Origin of the sequence: Paraburkholderia sp. Ac-20342, from assembly GCF_017104985.1 — a bacterium.
In the GTDB taxonomy this organism is placed as follows: Bacteria; Pseudomonadota; Gammaproteobacteria; order Burkholderiales; family Burkholderiaceae; genus Paraburkholderia.
Genome location: NZ_JAAGPQ010000138.1, coordinates 1 through 15,252 on the forward strand (window position 1 = coordinate 1; position 15,252 = coordinate 15,252).

At 66.4% G+C, this 15,252-nt stretch carries 14 protein-coding genes and 1 pseudogene; 6 read left to right on the top strand and 9 right to left on the bottom strand.

Translation table 11 applies throughout. The annotated features are described in order from the left end of the window. Positions 1-852: TolC family protein (locus tag G3N58_RS31875; protein WP_206001171.1), on the bottom strand; the 852-nt coding region annotated here is incomplete at its 3' end. A gap of 255 nt (positions 853-1,107) precedes the next feature. On the opposite strand from G3N58_RS31875, the gene G3N58_RS31880 reads away from it, so the two are divergent. Together G3N58_RS31880 and G3N58_RS31885 are read left to right on the top strand one after the other, a co-directional pair. After that, entirely contained in the window at positions 1,108-2,046 is a 939-nt protein-coding gene (locus G3N58_RS31880) for a LysR family transcriptional regulator (protein WP_167043214.1), read from the top strand. A gap of 172 nt (positions 2,047-2,218) precedes the next feature. Further along, on the top strand, positions 2,219-2,440 hold the full coding sequence (locus G3N58_RS31885; RefSeq protein ID WP_167283531.1) for a hypothetical protein: 222 nt from the start codon (positions 2,219-2,221) through the stop codon (positions 2,438-2,440). Positions 2,441-2,512: 72 nt separating this feature from the next. On the opposite strand, the pseudogene G3N58_RS31890 reads toward G3N58_RS31885, so the two are convergent. The 4 genes and pseudogenes from G3N58_RS31890 to wrbA all read right to left on the bottom strand — a co-directional run bounded on the left by G3N58_RS31890 (position 2,513) and on the right by wrbA (position 6,132). After that, a pseudogene (locus tag G3N58_RS31890) lies at positions 2,513-3,306 on the bottom strand (metallophosphoesterase). 51 nt (positions 3,307-3,357) lie between these two features. Then, positions 3,358-4,776, bottom strand: a complete 1,419-nt coding sequence (locus G3N58_RS31895; RefSeq protein ID WP_206001172.1) for an FAD-binding oxidoreductase — start codon at positions 4,774-4,776, stop codon at positions 3,358-3,360. A gap of 60 nt (positions 4,777-4,836) precedes the next feature. Next, complete coding sequence (locus G3N58_RS31900) at positions 4,837-5,259, bottom strand: DUF2069 domain-containing protein (protein WP_346778311.1); 423 nt, start codon at positions 5,257-5,259, stop codon at positions 4,837-4,839. Between the two features lie 270 nt (positions 5,260-5,529). After that, positions 5,530-6,132, bottom strand: a complete 603-nt coding sequence (gene wrbA, locus G3N58_RS31905; RefSeq protein WP_205991046.1) for an NAD(P)H:quinone oxidoreductase — start codon at positions 6,130-6,132, stop codon at positions 5,530-5,532. Between the two features lie 155 nt (positions 6,133-6,287). Here wrbA and G3N58_RS31910 point away from each other — a divergent pair, with 155 nt between their 5' ends. Beyond that, complete coding sequence (locus G3N58_RS31910; RefSeq protein WP_206001174.1) at positions 6,288-7,601, top strand: YihY family inner membrane protein; 1,314 nt, start codon at positions 6,288-6,290, stop codon at positions 7,599-7,601. Positions 7,602-7,687: 86 nt separating this feature from the next. Here G3N58_RS31910 and G3N58_RS31915 read toward each other — a convergent pair whose 3' ends face one another. From G3N58_RS31915 to G3N58_RS31925, 3 genes are all read right to left on the bottom strand, one after another. Beyond that, positions 7,688-8,008, bottom strand: coding sequence for an Mpo1-like protein (locus G3N58_RS31915; RefSeq protein ID WP_167043226.1), 321 nt, complete (start codon positions 8,006-8,008; stop codon positions 7,688-7,690). Between the two features lie 266 nt (positions 8,009-8,274). Next, on the bottom strand, positions 8,275-9,099 hold the full coding sequence (locus G3N58_RS31920) for an alpha/beta hydrolase (RefSeq protein WP_206001175.1): 825 nt from the start codon (positions 9,097-9,099) through the stop codon (positions 8,275-8,277). Beyond that, positions 9,096-10,487 carry an O-acetylhomoserine aminocarboxypropyltransferase gene (locus G3N58_RS31925; RefSeq protein WP_206001176.1) on the bottom strand — a complete coding sequence of 464 codons (1,392 nt, stop codon included), beginning with the start codon at positions 10,485-10,487 and terminating at the stop codon, positions 9,096-9,098. Before G3N58_RS31925 ends, G3N58_RS31920 begins: the two co-directional genes overlap by 4 nt. Before the next feature lie 287 nt (positions 10,488-10,774). On the opposite strand from G3N58_RS31925, the gene G3N58_RS31930 reads away from it, so the two are divergent. The 3 genes from G3N58_RS31930 (at position 10,775) to aroC (ending at position 14,654) form a co-directional block, all read left to right on the top strand. After that, the gene (locus G3N58_RS31930) at positions 10,775-11,239 is read left to right on the top strand and encodes a CBS domain-containing protein (protein WP_167043232.1); all 465 of its coding nucleotides are present in this window, start codon (positions 10,775-10,777) and stop codon (positions 11,237-11,239) included. Between the two features lie 154 nt (positions 11,240-11,393). After that, positions 11,394-13,331: an MFS transporter gene (locus tag G3N58_RS31935; protein WP_206001177.1), complete on the top strand. Its 1,938-nt coding sequence runs from the start codon at positions 11,394-11,396 to the stop codon at positions 13,329-13,331. A gap of 222 nt (positions 13,332-13,553) precedes the next feature. Then, entirely contained in the window at positions 13,554-14,654 is a 1,101-nt protein-coding gene (aroC, locus tag G3N58_RS31940) for a chorismate synthase (RefSeq protein WP_167283533.1), read from the top strand. A gap of 263 nt (positions 14,655-14,917) precedes the next feature. Here aroC and G3N58_RS31945 read toward each other — a convergent pair. Beyond that, on the bottom strand, positions 14,918-15,252 hold a 335-nt coding region (locus G3N58_RS31945), incomplete at its 5' end, for a 4Fe-4S dicluster domain-containing protein (RefSeq protein ID WP_206001178.1).

Sequence of the window (15,252 nt, forward strand, 5' to 3'; positions counted from 1 at the left end):
GGCGGGCGCCGCGCCCAGCGCGAGCGTCGGGCGCGTGATCGCATCGCCCGCGCCCGGACCCTTGCCCGCGAGCGCGGCCAGCTGATTGCGGCCGAGCGCGATCTTTTCCTCGAGTTCGTCGATGCGGCGCTCGTACTCGGGCATCGGCGTCTCGGCCTGGCTCACTTCGAGCTGCGTGCCGATGCCGCCCTTGAGACGCCGGTTCGCGAGGTCGACGATTTGCTGCTGTTGCTGCAGCGTTGCCTTGGCGATGTCGAGCAGCGCGTAATTCATCGACATCTCGATATAGGTGCGCACGACGTTGGCCTGCAGTTCGAGCAGCGCGGCGCGCGCGTCGGCGGCGCTCGCGTGGGCGAGGTCGAGCGCGCGCTCGGCGGCGTTCCTGTCCTTGCCCCAAAGGTCGAGGTGATAGGCGAGGGCGAGCGTGCCGGTGTTGTTCCACGACTGCTCGCCCGCGAGCGGCCCCGGACCGTAGAACACGTTGTCGGCCCACCGCTGACGCTGGATCGACAGGCTGCCGTTGACCTGCGGCGCGAGCGCCGCGCGCGCGACGCCGGCCATCGATGCCGCCTCGCGCACGCGCGCCTGCGCGACCGCGAGGCTCGGGTTGCCGGCCTGCGCGTCGGCGATCCACAGGTTCAGCTGCGGATCTTGATAGGCACGCCACCAGTCGGCGGCGGGCCACTGCGCGTCGGCATTCGCGGCGCGGATCGCGTTGCCCGCGTCGAGCGATGCCGGGGCGACCGCGCTCGCCTGCGGTGCGATGCCTCCGGTACTTGCGCATCCCGCGATTGTTATTAAGATCGTAAGAACCGCGGCTGCGGCGATCCCTCTGGGTACCGGAGACTGCACGATTTCCTCCAAAATTGACTATAGAACCTTGTGCGCAATTATATTTTTTGATTGATTGGGGAATAACCGGTAAAGGTGCAAGGCATCGTTGCGCTACATGAGACAATTGCCTTTGCGGATCGTGTAACAATCGCGGCCAATTAACCGACATTGTTCGGCGCTGCCTTGCAGCGGGCCGGAACGGATGCCGGGGCGTCTATTCCGGGGCGGCGGCCGAAGCGCCGCTCACGCCGGATCGACAGAGGGGGGAGGAGTATGGACACGCTTCAAAACATGCGCGTATTCGTCCGCGTCGTCGAGGCGGGCAGCTTCACGGGCGCCGCGCAGCATTTGAATACGACGACGGCCTACGCGTCGCGCGCGGTCTCCGATCTGGAAACGCATCTGCGCACGCGGCTCCTGAACCGCACGACGCGCCGCATCGCGCTGACCGAGGCCGGCGAGCGCTATCTGCAACGCTGCGAGCAGATTCTCGCGTACGTGGATCAGGCCGAGGCCGAGGCCAGCGACGCGCACGCGCGCCCGTCCGGCAAGCTCAAGGTTCACGCGATGACGAGCTTCGGCCAGCACTACGTGGTGCCGGCCGTGGGGCGTTATCAGGAGCGCTACCCGGACGTGCATATCGAGCTGACGCTCGCGCAGCGCATGCCCGATCTGCTCGACGAGGGCTTCGACGTGTCGTTGACGCTCGCGACCGGCCTGCCCGATTCGGGCCTCGTGTCGCAGCGCCTCGGCAGCGCGTTCAGCATCGTGTGCGCGTCGCCCGCGTATCTGGAACAGCATGGCGTGCCGCAAACGCCGGCGGACCTTGCGCGCCATACGTGCCTGCAAATGATCGCGCCGGTGTTTCCGCCCGACAAATGGACCTTCGACGGTCCGAACGGCGAGGAAACCGTGGCGCTCGGCACGACCCCGTTCCAGGTGAACGTGGCCGAGGCGATGGTCGTGGCCGTTCGCCAGGGCATGGGCATCGGCCTGATTCCGATCTATTCGGCGATCAGCGGTTTGCGCAGCGGCGACCTCGTGTGGTTGTTGCCCGAATACACGTCGCAGGAAATGAACCTGTATGCGCTGTATCCGTCGCGGCAGTATCTCGACGCGAAGATTCGCACGTGGGTCGAATTCCTGCGCGACGAATTGCCGGCGACGCTCGCCGCCGATCACGCGGAGTTGCGGAAGTTCGCGCGTTCGTGAGAGGGCGCCGCGCCCTGAGCGCTTCTCGCGCATGCGCGCGCCCTGCCTGATGTAGGGGAACGGCGGGGCGCCGCGTGGCGTGACAGCCTGTTACATACGCGCTGCGCCGCAACACTTCCTTACTTTTCGCGCGCGGGTGATTTGCTAACGTGTGGTTCACGCGCCGCCGCTCTTGCAGCAGGCGCTGGATTCGCCGCCGTTCGGCACCTCGCAACCACTGAAGGACGACAAATTCATGGATACGCACCTGATGATCGGCGTGGCCGTCATGTTTGGACTGATCGGCATCGCGGCATCGCGCGATCTGCTGCGCCGCATGCGCGAACAGCAGCCGCAACTCGTGCCGGTCGAGATCGAACCGCAGGATGCGCAGCGCCAGCGTCGCGAGCATTGAACGCTTGAACCAGGCCGCGCGGTTCGGCGCATCCGTGCGCCGGATTTCAACCCGCGCTGTCAAGCGCCGATTTCAACCACCGATTTCAATCACCTTATCCCACGCAAACTGCGGATTCTCCCACTGCCCGTTGCGCCGGTCGAAATAGCCGCGCGGATTGCACACGACGCGCGTGCCGCCCACCGTATAGTCGAACGACGTATGCGTGTGGCCGTGAATCCATAGCGCGACCGGCGCGCGCACGAGTTCCGGCAAATGATTGACGAAGCCCGCCGAGACGCGGTCCTCGGCATAGCGCCCAGCGAGACTCAGCCGATGCGGCGCATGATGCGTGACCACGATCGTCTTGCCGGCGAACGGCTTCGCCAGTTCGGTTTCGAGCCACGCGCGCGACCGCCGGTGCAGCGCGAGCGAGTCGGCAGGCGTGAAGTCGCGCGCGGCGTCGTGCGTGTCGTGCGGCCAGTTCATCTGGATCAGCCCGCGATAGTCGAGCATCACGCGGCGCGCGGCCTCGATCGACTCTTCGATTGCCTCGGGTGTCGCGCCGTATAGCGCGAAGTCGGTCCACAGCGTCGTGCTTGCGGGTCGACGAGCGCGGCGTTGTTCAGCACGTGCACGTTGTCGACCTGCGCGGCCGCGTCGATGAGCGCGCTTTCGAGCGCGCCGAATTCACCGCCGTAGTACTCGTGGTTGCCGGGTACGTAGACGACCGGCACCGTGTCGTCGAAGGTTTGCGCGGCCCAGCGCGGACCGGCCGCATGGTTGTGGATGTCGCCGGCCAGCACGATGAGGTCCGCATGCGCATGCGGAACCAGTTCGGGTTCGTCGTTTTCCAGATGCAGATCGGACAGCACGCGAATCTTCACGGACGCGACTCCTGCAAGCGCCTGCGCACCGGAGCGTGCAGGCTTCGAACCCTAGCGTAGCACCTTGCCCGGGTTCATCAGATTGAGCGGATCGAGCGCCTGTTTCACCGCGCGCATCATCCGCACCTCGACGTCCTGCTTGTAGTGCGCCGCCTCGTCGATCTTCAACTGGCCGAGCCCGTGCTCCGCACTGATGCTGCCGCGATGCGCGTGCACGCTGTCGTAGACGATCCGGTTGATCGGGCTCTGGTATTCCTGCAGAAACGCCTTCGCGTCGAGGCCCTCGGGCGCCTGCACGTTGTAGTGCAGATTGCCGTCGCCGAGATGGCCGAACGTGACCATGCGCGCGCCCGGCGCGGCCTCGGCGATGGCGGCGTCGGTCGCCTCGATGAAGTGGCCGATGCGCGAGATCGGCACCGCGATGTCGTGCTTGATGTTCAGCCCTTCCTCGGCCTGGGCGAGCGGAATGTGCTCACGTAGATTCCAGAACGCGCGCGACTGCGCGAGGTTTTCCGCGACCACCGCATCTTCGACGAGACCCTGTTCGAGCGCCGTTTCCATCAGCCCCTCGAATAGCGTGCGCGCGTGTTCCTCGCTCTCGCTGTCCGACAGTTCGAGCAGCACGACCTGCGCGTGCGGTTCGGCGAACGGATAGCGCATCTGCTCGAAATGCCGGCCGACGAGACGCAGGCAGAAATCCGACATCAGTTCGAAACCGGTCAGAAGCGGCCCGGCGACGCTTTGCGTGAGCGCGAGAAAATCGAGCGCCGCATGAGGAGAGGCGAGCGCGGCGAGCGCGGTCACGCGCGCAGCCGGCTGCGGATGCAGCTTCAGCACCGCCGCGGTGATGATGCCGAGCGTGCCTTCCGCGCCGATGAACAGATCGCGCAGATCGTAGCCGGTGTTGTCCTTGCGCAGGCCGCGCAGACCGTCCCACAGCTCGCCTTGCGGCGTCACGACTTCGAGGCCGAGGCACAGCTCACGCGTGTTGCCGTAGCGCAGCACGCCGGTGCCGCCCGCGTTGGTCGACAGATTGCCGCCGATCGTACAACTGCCTTCGGCGGCAAGGCTCAGCGGAAACAGACGTCCGGCCGCTTCGGCGTGCCTGTGCACCTCGGCGAGGATCACGCCGGCTTCGACGGTGATCGTGTTGTTGTGCGGATCGATGTCGCGCACGCGGTTGAGCCGCCGCAGGCTGAGGACCGCCTGCGCGCCGCTCGCGTCGGGCGTTGCGCCGCCGGCGAGCCCGGTGTTGCCGCCTTGCGGCACGAGCGCGATGCGATGCTCGGCGGCGAGTTTCACGAGCGCCGCGACTTCCGCGGAGGTGGCCGGGCACAGTACCGCGCACGCGGCGCCCGTGTAGCGGCGGCGCCAGTCGGTGAGATAGGGCGCGGTGTCGTGCGGGTCGGTCAGGACGTGGGCCGCGCCGATGGCGTCGCGGCAGGCGGTGAGAAAGTCGGTCGGGGTCATGGGGGCAGCTCGGTCAGGTTGAGGTGCGGGGCGTGGGACAAGTCGTTCGGGGCGGTCTGCTCAGTCATGCCGGGTTTCGCTGCCAGCGGTGCCGTTGGCCGCCTCGGCGGCCGCCTGCTTCGCCCGCCGTTTCGCCGCGCGCTTGAACGGTCCGACATACGCGAGTGTGCTCGCAAAAAAAATCACCGCGAGCACGGCTTGCAGCCAGCCGAGACGCGCGCTGAGTCCGTGATCGCTCCAGCCGCGCACGACACCTTCGGCGAAATACAGCAGGATCAGCATCGACGCCCATTGCAGCGTATAAAGCCGGCGCCGCCACACGCCCGGCAACGCGGACAGCAACGGCAACGCCTTGAGCACGAGCAGCGAGCCGCCCGGACGCAGCGGCGCGAGCCACCCTTCCCAGGTGACGGCCAGCGCGATCATCGCGACGAGCGTGACAGCGGCGACGCGCGCGGCGGCGGTTTTCGGCTGCACGGGCACAGCGGTGGCGTGCAACGAGGCGCCGGCCGCGAGGGGAGCGTGCGGCGCCTGCGCTGCCTGCGCCGCATTCGTGGCGTGGCCGGGCGGGCTCGCGGCCCGGGAGTCGGCACGGTGCGCGTGCGTGGTTCGACGGCTATCCTCGCGTTCGGCTGGCTGCAGATCGGGATCGTTCACGGCTTTTCGCTCACGCTTGGTTGCTCGCTTGATTGCCTGCTTGCTTGTTCGCTCGCTCGTTTATCTGGCTACCTGGCTACCCAGTCAGTCACTCGCTCACGGTCTTTCGGTCAGCGACGCCGCCGTGCGCGCGACGCGTGCGCCGAGCGCCATCGCGAGCGTTTTCTCGTCGGCGGAGATGCCTTGCCCGGCCGTGCCTGCGCGCGCGAAATGCGATGCGCCGTAGGGCGTGCCGCCGGTTTGCGTGGTCGAGAGCGCGCTCTCGGTGTACGGAATGCCGACGAGCAGCATGCCGTGATGCAGGAGCGGCAGCATCATCGAGAGCAGCGTGGATTCCTGGCCGCCGTGCAGGCTGCCGGTCGACGTGAACACGCAGGCCGGCTTGCCGGCGAGCGCGCCCGAGAGCCACTGCGGCGTGGTGCCATCGAGAAAATATTTGAGCGCGGCCGCCATGTTGCCGAAGCGGGTCGGCGAGCCGAGCGCGAGGCCCGCGCATTCCTCGAGGTCGCGCAGCTCGACGTAGGGCGGCCCTTCGGCGGGGATGTCCGGCTCGCTCGCCTCGCAGACCGTGGAAACCGCCGGCACGGTGCGCACGCGCGCCTGCATGCCGGGGACGCTGTCGACGCCGTGCGCAATCGCGAGCGCAAGTTCGCGTGTGGCGCCATGACGGCTGTAATAAAGCACGAGAATGTCTTTCATAGGCCTCATCGGTGAACGGGTATTATAGGGGCTCGGTCCGCTGCACAGGCCGCTCATGGCCATTCGGCCAGGTGCGTTCGGCCTCGCGCCGCGTGCGGTCCGCGCAGTCCCGCGGTAGTGGTTTATCTGGCGGTTCAGTCAGCAAGGAGGCAGGTTTGTTGTCCAGGGTGCGTTTCGATCTCGACACGCTCAGGCGGCTCGCGCAGTTTGCCGCGCAACGCATCGGCGAGGACCGGATTCCGCAGGTCGCGGGCAGCCTGACGTTCACGACCATGCTCGCGCTCGTGCCGCTCGCCACGGTGGCGTTCGCGCTGTTCACCGCGTTTCCCATCTTCAGTTCGTTCCAGGCGTCGCTGCAGTTTTTTCTCGCCGACCACCTGATGCCCGCGCAGCTGAACGACCAGATTTTCAAGTATCTGAACCAGTTCGCCTCGAAGGCCAAGGGGCTGACGACGATCGGCATGATCATCCTGTTCGTCACCGCGGTCATGACGATGATGACCGTCGAATCGGCGTTCAACGTGATCTGGCGCGTGCGCAAGGCGCGGCCCGTCGCGCAGCGCGTGCTGGTCTACTGGGCGATCATCACGCTCGGGCCGATCCTGATCGGCGTGAGCCTGTCCATTTCGTCGTATCTGTTCACGCAATCGATGTCGTTCTCGGCCGCGCAGCGCATCACGCCGCTGATCGAATGGGCGCTCGCGGGCGCCGCGCTGCCGCTCACCGCGCTCGCGTTCACGATTCTTTACGTTTATCTGCCGAACTGCCGTGTCGAATGGCGCGACGCGGTGATCGGCGGCGTCATTGCGGCGGTCGCCTTCGAACTCGGCAAGCGCGGTTTCGGCTATTACGTGCGCCGCATTCCGACCTATACCGCGGTATATGGCGCGTTCGCCGCTGTGCCGCTGTTCCTGCTGTGGATGTACCTGTGCTGGTTCATTACGCTCACGGGCGCGATGATCTCGTCGGCCTTGCCGGCGATCCGCATCGGCCAGTTTCACCGGCCCGTTTTCAACGGCAGCAATCTGTTCGATTCGCTCGAACTGCTCGCGCGGCTCTCGGAGGCGCGCGAGGCCAGCAAGCCGGGCTACACGATGCCCGAGCTCGCGCGCATGCTTCGCCGCGATATGGACACGACGCTGATGCTGCTGCAGCGGCTCGAGGAGATCGAGTGGATCGCGCGCCTGCAGGAAGACCGGGCCGGGCCGCACTACGTGCTGGTCGTGAACCCGGCACAGGCCACGGTGCAGCGGCTCTTCGATCTGTTCGTGATCGACCGCGCGGAACTCACGTATCAGCTCGAACTCGAGTCGACGCGCGTGGACAGCGAGATGCTGCTGGCGGCGCTCGATAACGACAGGCTGAAGCTCACGCTCGCCGCGCTGCTGGCGGCACGCGCGGCCACAAGGTCGGCCCGGGCAGCGGGAAGCGCGCGCGAGGCGGCTTCGCTGCCGCATCCGGCGGCGTGAGGTTGCGGTTCGCGGCGGTGGGTTTCTGCCGCAACGACGGCACGCAACGACAGCCCGAAGCCACAACACGCAATTGCAGCACGCAACTACAGCGAGATTTTCCCCACGCAGATGTCCTTGAACATCACCCAGTCTCCCATCAGGCTGTAGAGCGGATGGCGGAAGGTGGCCGGCTTGTTCTTCTCGAAGAAGAAATGGCCGATCCACGCAAAGCCGTAGCCGCAGATCACCGCCGCAGGCAGCCACAGCCAGTCGCCGGTGGCGAGCGCCATGGCGAGGCAGCCGATCACGCCAAGCGAGCCGACGAAGTGCAGCCGCCGCGAGACCGGGTTGCGATGCTCGCTGAGGTAGTACGGGTAAAACTCCGCGAAATTCGCGAAGTGATCGGTGTGCGCTGTATGAGCCATGGTGGCCTCCGGATAGAACGCAGCTTATGGATGCAGCCCGATTGCCGGCCCGCTGCCCGTGGTTGCCCGCCGTTGCGGCGAGGAGGTTTTGCCGCGCGTCGGCGTGGTGTTATCGGACATGGACTGAAAAAGACTGGCTTCGAACATTTTCCGGCTGTCGCGCGTCGCGTGCAACCTGGCCATTCGGCCGATGGCAGGGCGCGTTTGGCTTCGGTATCTTGACCATTCGCGACGACTTTCGCCGGTCCTTTGCGACACCGCGACACCTAGCGCGGCGCTCGCGAAGCGAAGCTGAACAGCGCATCGAGCGTTGCGTCGGGCTGCTCGGTCATCAATGCGTGGCCCGCGTCGAGCGTGATCGTGTCGACCGGCGTGCCGGCCTGCGCGAGCGCGCCGGCGATTGCCTGAGCGGCGCGCGGCGGCGTCATCGCATCGCGCCGGCCGACGATCAGCCGCGTCGCGCAGCGCACCTGAGCCGCGCGGGCGAGGCCGTCGGCGTAGGTGTGGCAGGCGGTGAAGTCGGTATGGAACAGGTGCGGTTCGCCGCTCGCCGAAACGTGTTCCATGAGCCGCTGGTTCATGCCGTGCAGCCAGAAGCCCGGGCCCGGGCAGGACGGCTTGGCCGCCAGCGTCGAGTGCGACCACTGGTTGACCATGCCGATCGCCTCGGGCTCGCGGTTGAGTGCGGCGTCGAGCAATGCGTCGGAGACGGCCATCGGCATCGCGGTCGCGAGCAGCGCGAGATGCGTCGCGCGTTCGGGGTAGCGGCCCGCGAAGTCGAGCGCGATCAGCGAGCCCATGCTGTGGCCGGCCACGAACGCACGCGCCACGCCCACGGCATCGAGCAGCGCGGCGAGCCAGTCGGCCATCGCCGGCACGCTCGTGAGCGCGGGGCCGGCACTGCGGCGGTGGCCCGGCAGGTCGACCGCGAGCACGCCGAAGCCGTGGTGCGCGAAGTAGCGGCTTTGCAGCGCCCACACGCTGTGGTCGTGCTCCGCGCCGTGAATGAACACCGCGGCGGGCAGGCTGGCGTCGAACGGTTTGCCGCCGGTATAGGCGTAGGCGGCTTGGCCCTGAACGGTGACGATCATACGGACTCCGGGCGGGACGGGGGCGTGGCGCCAGATGGGGTGCGGCTCGCGGCGGCGTTCTGTTGCGCGGCGCCCGCGCGCGGCGTCGCGGCGGCCTGCGCCCCGGCTTTCTGGGCGGCCTTCAGCGCGCGCTTGAGATCGTCGATCAGGTCGTCGGGGTCTTCGAGACCGATCGACAGGCGGATCGTGCCTTCCGTGATGCCCGCCTCGGCGAGCGCGGCGGCGTCCATGCGGAAATGCGTCGTCGAGGCCGGATGGATCACGAGCGAGCGCGCGTCGCCGACGTTCGCGAGGTGCGAGAACAGCGACAGCGCTTCGATGAACGCGCGCCCGGCCGCGCGGTCGCCGCGCAGATTGAAGCTGAACACCGCGCCGGCGCCGCGCGGCAGCAGCCGCTGCGCGAGCGCGTGATCGGGATGCGTCGGCAACTCGGGGTAAGCGACCGTTTCGACCGCGGCGTGAGCGGCGAGGAACTCGACCACGCGCCGCGTATTGGCGACGTGCCGTTCCATGCGCAGCGGCAGTGTCTCGATGCCTTGCAGCAGTTGCCACGCGGCCTGCGGATGCAGGCACGCACCGAAGTCGCGCAGACCTTCGCGGCGGGCGCGCAGCAGGAACGGCGCGACGGTGCTTTCCTCGGCGAACACCATGCCGTGAAAGCCGTCGTAGGGCTCGGTCATTTCGGGAAAGCGGCCCGAGGCCTCGAAGTCGAACGTGCCGCCGTCGACCAGCACGCCGCCGATCGTCGTGCCGTGGCCGCCGAGAAACTTGGTCGCCGAGTGATAGACGAAGTCGGCGCCGTGCTCGAAGGGCCGCAGCAAGTAGGGCGTCGTGAAGGTCGAGTCGACCAGCAGCGGCACGCGGTGTGCGTGCGCGATCTGCGCGAGCGCGGCGATGTCGAGCACGTCGAGGCCCGGATTGCCGAGCGTTTCGCCGAACAGCAGGCACGTATTGGGACGTAGCGCCGCCCGCCACGCGTCGAGGTCGCCGGGCTTGACGAAGCTCGTCTCGATGCCGAAGCGCCGCAGCGTGTAGTGCAGCAGATTGTGCGAGCCGCCGTACAGCGCGCTCGAGGCGAGAATATGCGAGCCCGCGCCCATCAGCGTGACGATCGCGAGGTGGAGCGCGGCCTGGCCGCTCGCGGTGCCGATCGCGCCCGCGCCGTTTTCGAGCGCGGCCACGCGTTCCTCGAATACGGCGACGGTCGGGTTCGAAATGCGCGAGTAGACATGGCCGGCGCGCTCCATGTTGAAGAGCGCCGCGGCGTGATCGGGATCGCGAAACGAAAACGAGGTAGTCTGGTAGATAGGCGTGGCGCGCGCGCCGGTGACGGGGTCGGGCGCGGCGCCGGCGTGCAGCGCAAGCGTATCGAAACGGTTGGCGGACATCGTGGGCGGCGGGGCCACGGGCGGCCTCGCGAAGGATGAGGGTGGCCGGCCATCGTATCACCGGCGCGCGCCGTATCAAGCGCGGCTTTCCCGCGGGGCTGTCCGCGAGTCCGCCGGCCTGTGCCCGGAGGGCGGAGCGCGACGCGTTCATGCCGGCGCACGGATCCGGCATGATGCAAGCGCCGCCGCGCCAGGCCGGGCGGCCCGCTTTCCTTTTATGGGCCTTTCCGCTAGGATCGAAAAATCATTTCATGCATTGCCAGACGAGTGGTATCAGGAGATAGATCATGCGAGTCAGCGACATTCTTAAGGTCAAGGGCAACACCCTTTTTACGGTCACGCCGGATACCGCGCTGCATGAGGCCGTCAATACAATGGCCGAGCACGATATCGGCTCGCTCGTGGTGATGGAGTACGGCGATCTCGTCGGCATGCTGACGTTTCGTGAAATCATCATGACGTTGAGCAAGAATGGCGGCAGCGTCGGTACCTCCACGATCCGCAAGGTGATGGACGATCATCCGCTCACCTGCACGCCGGAAACCGACGTCAACGAAGTGCGCCGCATGATGCTCGAACACCATGTGCGTTATCTGCCGGTCATGGAAAGCCGCACGCTGATGGGCGTGATTTCGTTCTACGACGTCGCGAAGGCGGTGGTCGAAGAGCAGGGTTTCGAGAACCGCATGCTCAAGGCTTATATCCGCGACTGGCCGGAAGAACAGCAGCAGGAGCAGCAGCCGACGCGCTGATGCGTGTCGATCCGGCGTCGCGCCCGGGCTCATGCCGCGGGCGCGAATCTGCTCACAGAGCGTGCGCGCAGGCGCGCGCTTTTTTTCTGCCCGATTTTCTGCCCGGTCGCCGGACGGGCAACGCGCGATTTTCCCGCGCCCTTTCCCCAACCTCATGAACGATCGTCCCTTGCCTGCCGCCCGTCGCGCCGCTCGCGCGCATGAAGCGCACGAATCCCAGTTCCGTCTGCTGCGCCAGCGCCGTTTCGCGCCGTTTTTCTGGACGCAGTTCCTCGGCGCGATGAACGACAACGTCTTCAAGATCGGCTTCACGTCGCTCGTCACGTATCAGGCGGCGCGTTTTTCCGGCGTCGATCCGAAAACCGCGGCGTTCCTGATCTCGGCGATCTTCATTCTGCCGTTCGTGCTGTTCTCGGCCACGTCCGGCCAGATCGCCGACAAGTACGACAAGGCGAAGCTCACGCGGCTCGTCAAGAGCTTCGAGATCGTGGTGATGCTGATCGGCGGCGCGGGCTTCTGGCTGCATGCCGCGCCGCTGCTGTATCTGTGCACGTTCCTGATGGGCGTGCATTCGACCGTGTTCGGGCCGGTCAAGTACTCGTATCTGCCGCAGCATCTGTCGGAGGCGGAACTGGTCGGCGGCAACGGCATGGTCGAGATGGGCACCTTCGTCGCGATCCTGATCGGCACGATCATCGGCGGCGCGGGCGCGGGGATGGTCGGGCACGGCGCGCTGGTGCTCGCCTGCGCGTGTATCGCGATCGCGCTGGTCGGCCGCGTCGTGTCGGGCTTCGTGCCGGCCACGCCGGCGCCGCAGGCCGATCTGCGCGTCAACTGGAATCCGTTCAGCGAAACGTGGCGCAACCTGAAGCTCGCGCGCGAAAACCGCACCGTGTTCCTGAGCCTGCTCGGCATTTCGTGGCTGTGGTTCATCGGCGCGACGTTTCTCGCGTCGTTCTTCAATTTCGCGAAAGACGTGCTCTCGGCCGACCCCGACGTCGTGACCGTGCTGCTCGGCACCTTCTCGATCGGCATCGGCATCGGCTCGCTGCTGTGCGAACGGCTCTCGAAGCGGCGCATCGAAATCGGCCTCGTGCCGCTCGGCTCGATCGGCATGAGCGTGTTCGCCATCGACCTCTTTTTCGCAAGCCATGCGCTGCCGCCGGCCGGGCATCTGCTGAGCGTCGGCGAGTTTCTCGGCCGCTTCGCGCATTGGCGCGTGCTCGCCGACCTGTTCCTGCTCGCGCTGTTCGGCGGCCTGTACAGCGTGCCGCTTTATGCGCTGATCCAGAGCCGCAGCCAGCCGAGCCATCGCGCGCGCATTATCGCCGCGAACAATATCCTCAATTCGCTGTTCATGATCGTCTCGGCGCTGATGGCGATGGTGCTGACCTCGGCCGGCTTCAGCATTCCGGCGATCTTCCTCGTCACCGCGCTGCTGAATGTCGTGGTCGCGTGCTACATCTATTCGCTCGTGCCCGAGTTCCTGCTGCGCTTCATCGCGTGGCTGCTCGTGCACACGTTCTACCGGATCCGGCTCGTGCACGCCGAGCGGATTCCGCAAGAGGGCGCGGCCGTGCTCGTGTGCAATCACGTAAGTTTCGTCGATGCGATCGTGATCATGGCCGAGAGCCCGCGGCCGATCCGCTTCGTGATGGATCATCAGATATTCAAGTCGCCGTTCGTCGGCTGGCTGTTCCGCGATGCGAAGGCGATTCCGATCGCGCCCGCGCACGAGGACGCCGCGTTGCTCGCGCAAGCCTACGACCGTTGCGCGCAGGCGCTCGCCGAGGGCGAGCTCGTGTGCATCTTCCCGGAAGGCAAGCTCACGCGTACCGGCGAGATGAATCCGTTCCGTCACGGCGTGACCGAGATCGTCAAGCGCACACCGGCGCCAGTCATTCCGATGGCGCTGCGCGGGTTGTGGGGCAGCGTGTTTTCGCGCGCCGTCGATACGCACTGGCCGCGGCCCATCGGGAAGGGGATGATGAGCCGGCTGAGTCTCGCGGTGGGCGAGCCGATCGAGCCGGAGCAGGCGACGCCCGAACGGCTGCAGGAAATCGTGAGCGAGCTGCGCGGCGCGCGGAAATAGCGCGGGGCGCGATGGCGGCGGTGGCGGTCATGATGGCGACTGTCGCGGCGGTCCTCGCTTCTTCGGCCATCCCGGTAGCCGGCCGTCTACTGTGTCGCAACCGCTCCGGCTTTTCGGCTCGCTTCCGCGCCGATCGTTCTCTCAGACCTGATCGGCGATGCCTGGTCAAGCCCGGCGGGCTGGCATAATAGCGGCTTCCCCGCATTTCTTTGGACGACGCTCATGTCCGGCAACACGCTCGGTACGCTTTTCACTGTCACGACCTTCGGCGAATCGCACGGCCCCGCTATCGGCTGCGTGATCGACGGCTGCCCCCCGGGCATGGCGCTCAACGAAGCCGATATCCAGTTCGAACTCGATCGCCGCAAGCCGGGCACGTCGCGCCACGTTACGCAGCGTCAGGAAGAAGACAAGGTCGAGATCCTGTCGGGCGTGTTCGAAGGCAAGACCACCGGCGCGCCGATCGCGCTGCTGATCCGCAATACCGACCAGCGCAGCAAGGACTACGGCAACATCGCCGACACCTTCCGTCCGGGCCACGCCGACTACACCTACTGGCAGAAATACGGCATTCGCGACTATCGCGGCGGTGGCCGTTCGTCGGCGCGGCTGACGGCGCCGACAGTGGCGGCCGGCGCGGTCGCGAAGAAGTGGCTGCGCGAGAAATTCGGCACCGAAATTCGCGGCCATATGGCGGCGCTCGGCGAGATCGACGTGCCGTTCGTCGACTGGGCGCAGGTGCACGAGAATCCGTTCTTCGTGCCGAATGCCGACATCGTGCCGCAGCTCGAAGCGTATATGGACGCGCTGCGCAAGGACGGCGATTCGATCGGCGCGCGCATCAACGTGGTGGCGTCCGGTGTGCCGGTCGGTCTCGGCGAGCCGCTGTTCGACCGCCTCGATGCCGACATCGCGCACGCGATGATGGGCATCAATGCGGTGAAGGGCGTCGAGATCGGCGCGGGTTTTGCGAGCGTGGCGCAACGCGGCTCCGTGCATGGCGACGAGCTGACGCCGGAAGGTTTCGTCGGCAATAACGCGGGTGGTGTGCTCGGCGGTATTTCGACGGGGCAGGACATCACGGTGTCGATCGCGATCAAGCCGACGTCGAGCATCCGTACGCCGCGTCGTTCGATCGACAAGGCGGGGCAGCCAGCCATCGTCGAAACGTTCGGGCGGCATGACCCGTGCGTCGGCATTCGCGCGACGCCGATCGCCGAGTCGATGCTCGCGCTCGTGCTGATTGATCATGCGCTGCGGCATCGGGGGCAATGCGGCGATGTTTCGGTGAGCACGCCGAAGATCGCGGCGAGCGCGCCTTAACGCGGGTCCCGCTGATGCGGCGCCGTAAGCGCGTCGCGCAGCGGACTACCGTATCGACGATTTCAGGATTGAATGGATTGGCGTGTGCGACCGGGCGAGGCCCGGTTGCGCAAGAAGCGTCGTCATAAAAGAAAACGGCGAAGGGGCAGCGAAACGCGGAAGAGAGCGTATAGGCGATAGCGCGAACGCACTATCGAAACTTGCCCCCGCAACACAGTCCTTCTGTTCCGAACAGTGCGCCGCGAAGGCAAGCCAAACATCAATCACATATTCGGGTAGTTTGGCCCGCCGCCACCTTCCGGCGTGACCCACACGATGTTTTGCGTCGGGTCCTTGATGTCGCAGGTCTTGCAGTGCACGCAGTTCTGCGCATTGATCACAAGCCGCTCGTTGCCTTCATCGTTCTTCACGAATTCATACACGCCAGCGGGGCAGTAGCGCGACTCTGGACCCGCATAGGTCTGCCAGTTCACGTTGACCGGCACGGTCGGGTCCTTCAGCGTCAGATGCGCAGGCTGGTTCTCTTCGTGATTCGTGTTCGAAATGAACACCGACGAAAGCCGGTCGAACGTGAGCTTGCCATCGGGCTTCGGATACG

Excerpts from the sequence above, each read along its gene's own strand:
- G3N58_RS31895 (WP_206001172.1), bottom strand. The coding sequence starts at position 4,776 with ATGACCCCGACCGACTTTCTCACCGCCTGCCGCGACGCCATCGGCGCG.
- G3N58_RS31935 (WP_206001177.1), top strand. The coding sequence starts at position 11,394 with ATGAACGATCGTCCCTTGCCTGCCGCCCGTCGCGCCGCTCGCGCGCAT.
- G3N58_RS31915 (WP_167043226.1), bottom strand. The coding sequence starts at position 8,008 with ATGGCTCATACAGCGCACACCGATCACTTCGCGAATTTCGCGGAGTTT.
- G3N58_RS31880 (WP_167043214.1), top strand. The coding sequence starts at position 1,108 with ATGGACACGCTTCAAAACATGCGCGTATTCGTCCGCGTCGTCGAGGCG.
- aroC (WP_167283533.1), top strand. The coding sequence starts at position 13,554 with ATGTCCGGCAACACGCTCGGTACGCTTTTCACTGTCACGACCTTCGGC.
- wrbA (WP_205991046.1), bottom strand. The coding sequence starts at position 6,132 with ATGAAAGACATTCTCGTGCTTTATTACAGCCGTCATGGCGCCACACGC.
- G3N58_RS31920 (WP_206001175.1), bottom strand. The coding sequence starts at position 9,099 with ATGATCGTCACCGTTCAGGGCCAAGCCGCCTACGCCTATACCGGCGGC.
- G3N58_RS31925 (WP_206001176.1), bottom strand. The coding sequence starts at position 10,487 with ATGTCCGCCAACCGTTTCGATACGCTTGCGCTGCACGCCGGCGCCGCG.
- G3N58_RS31930 (WP_167043232.1), top strand. The coding sequence starts at position 10,775 with ATGCGAGTCAGCGACATTCTTAAGGTCAAGGGCAACACCCTTTTTACG.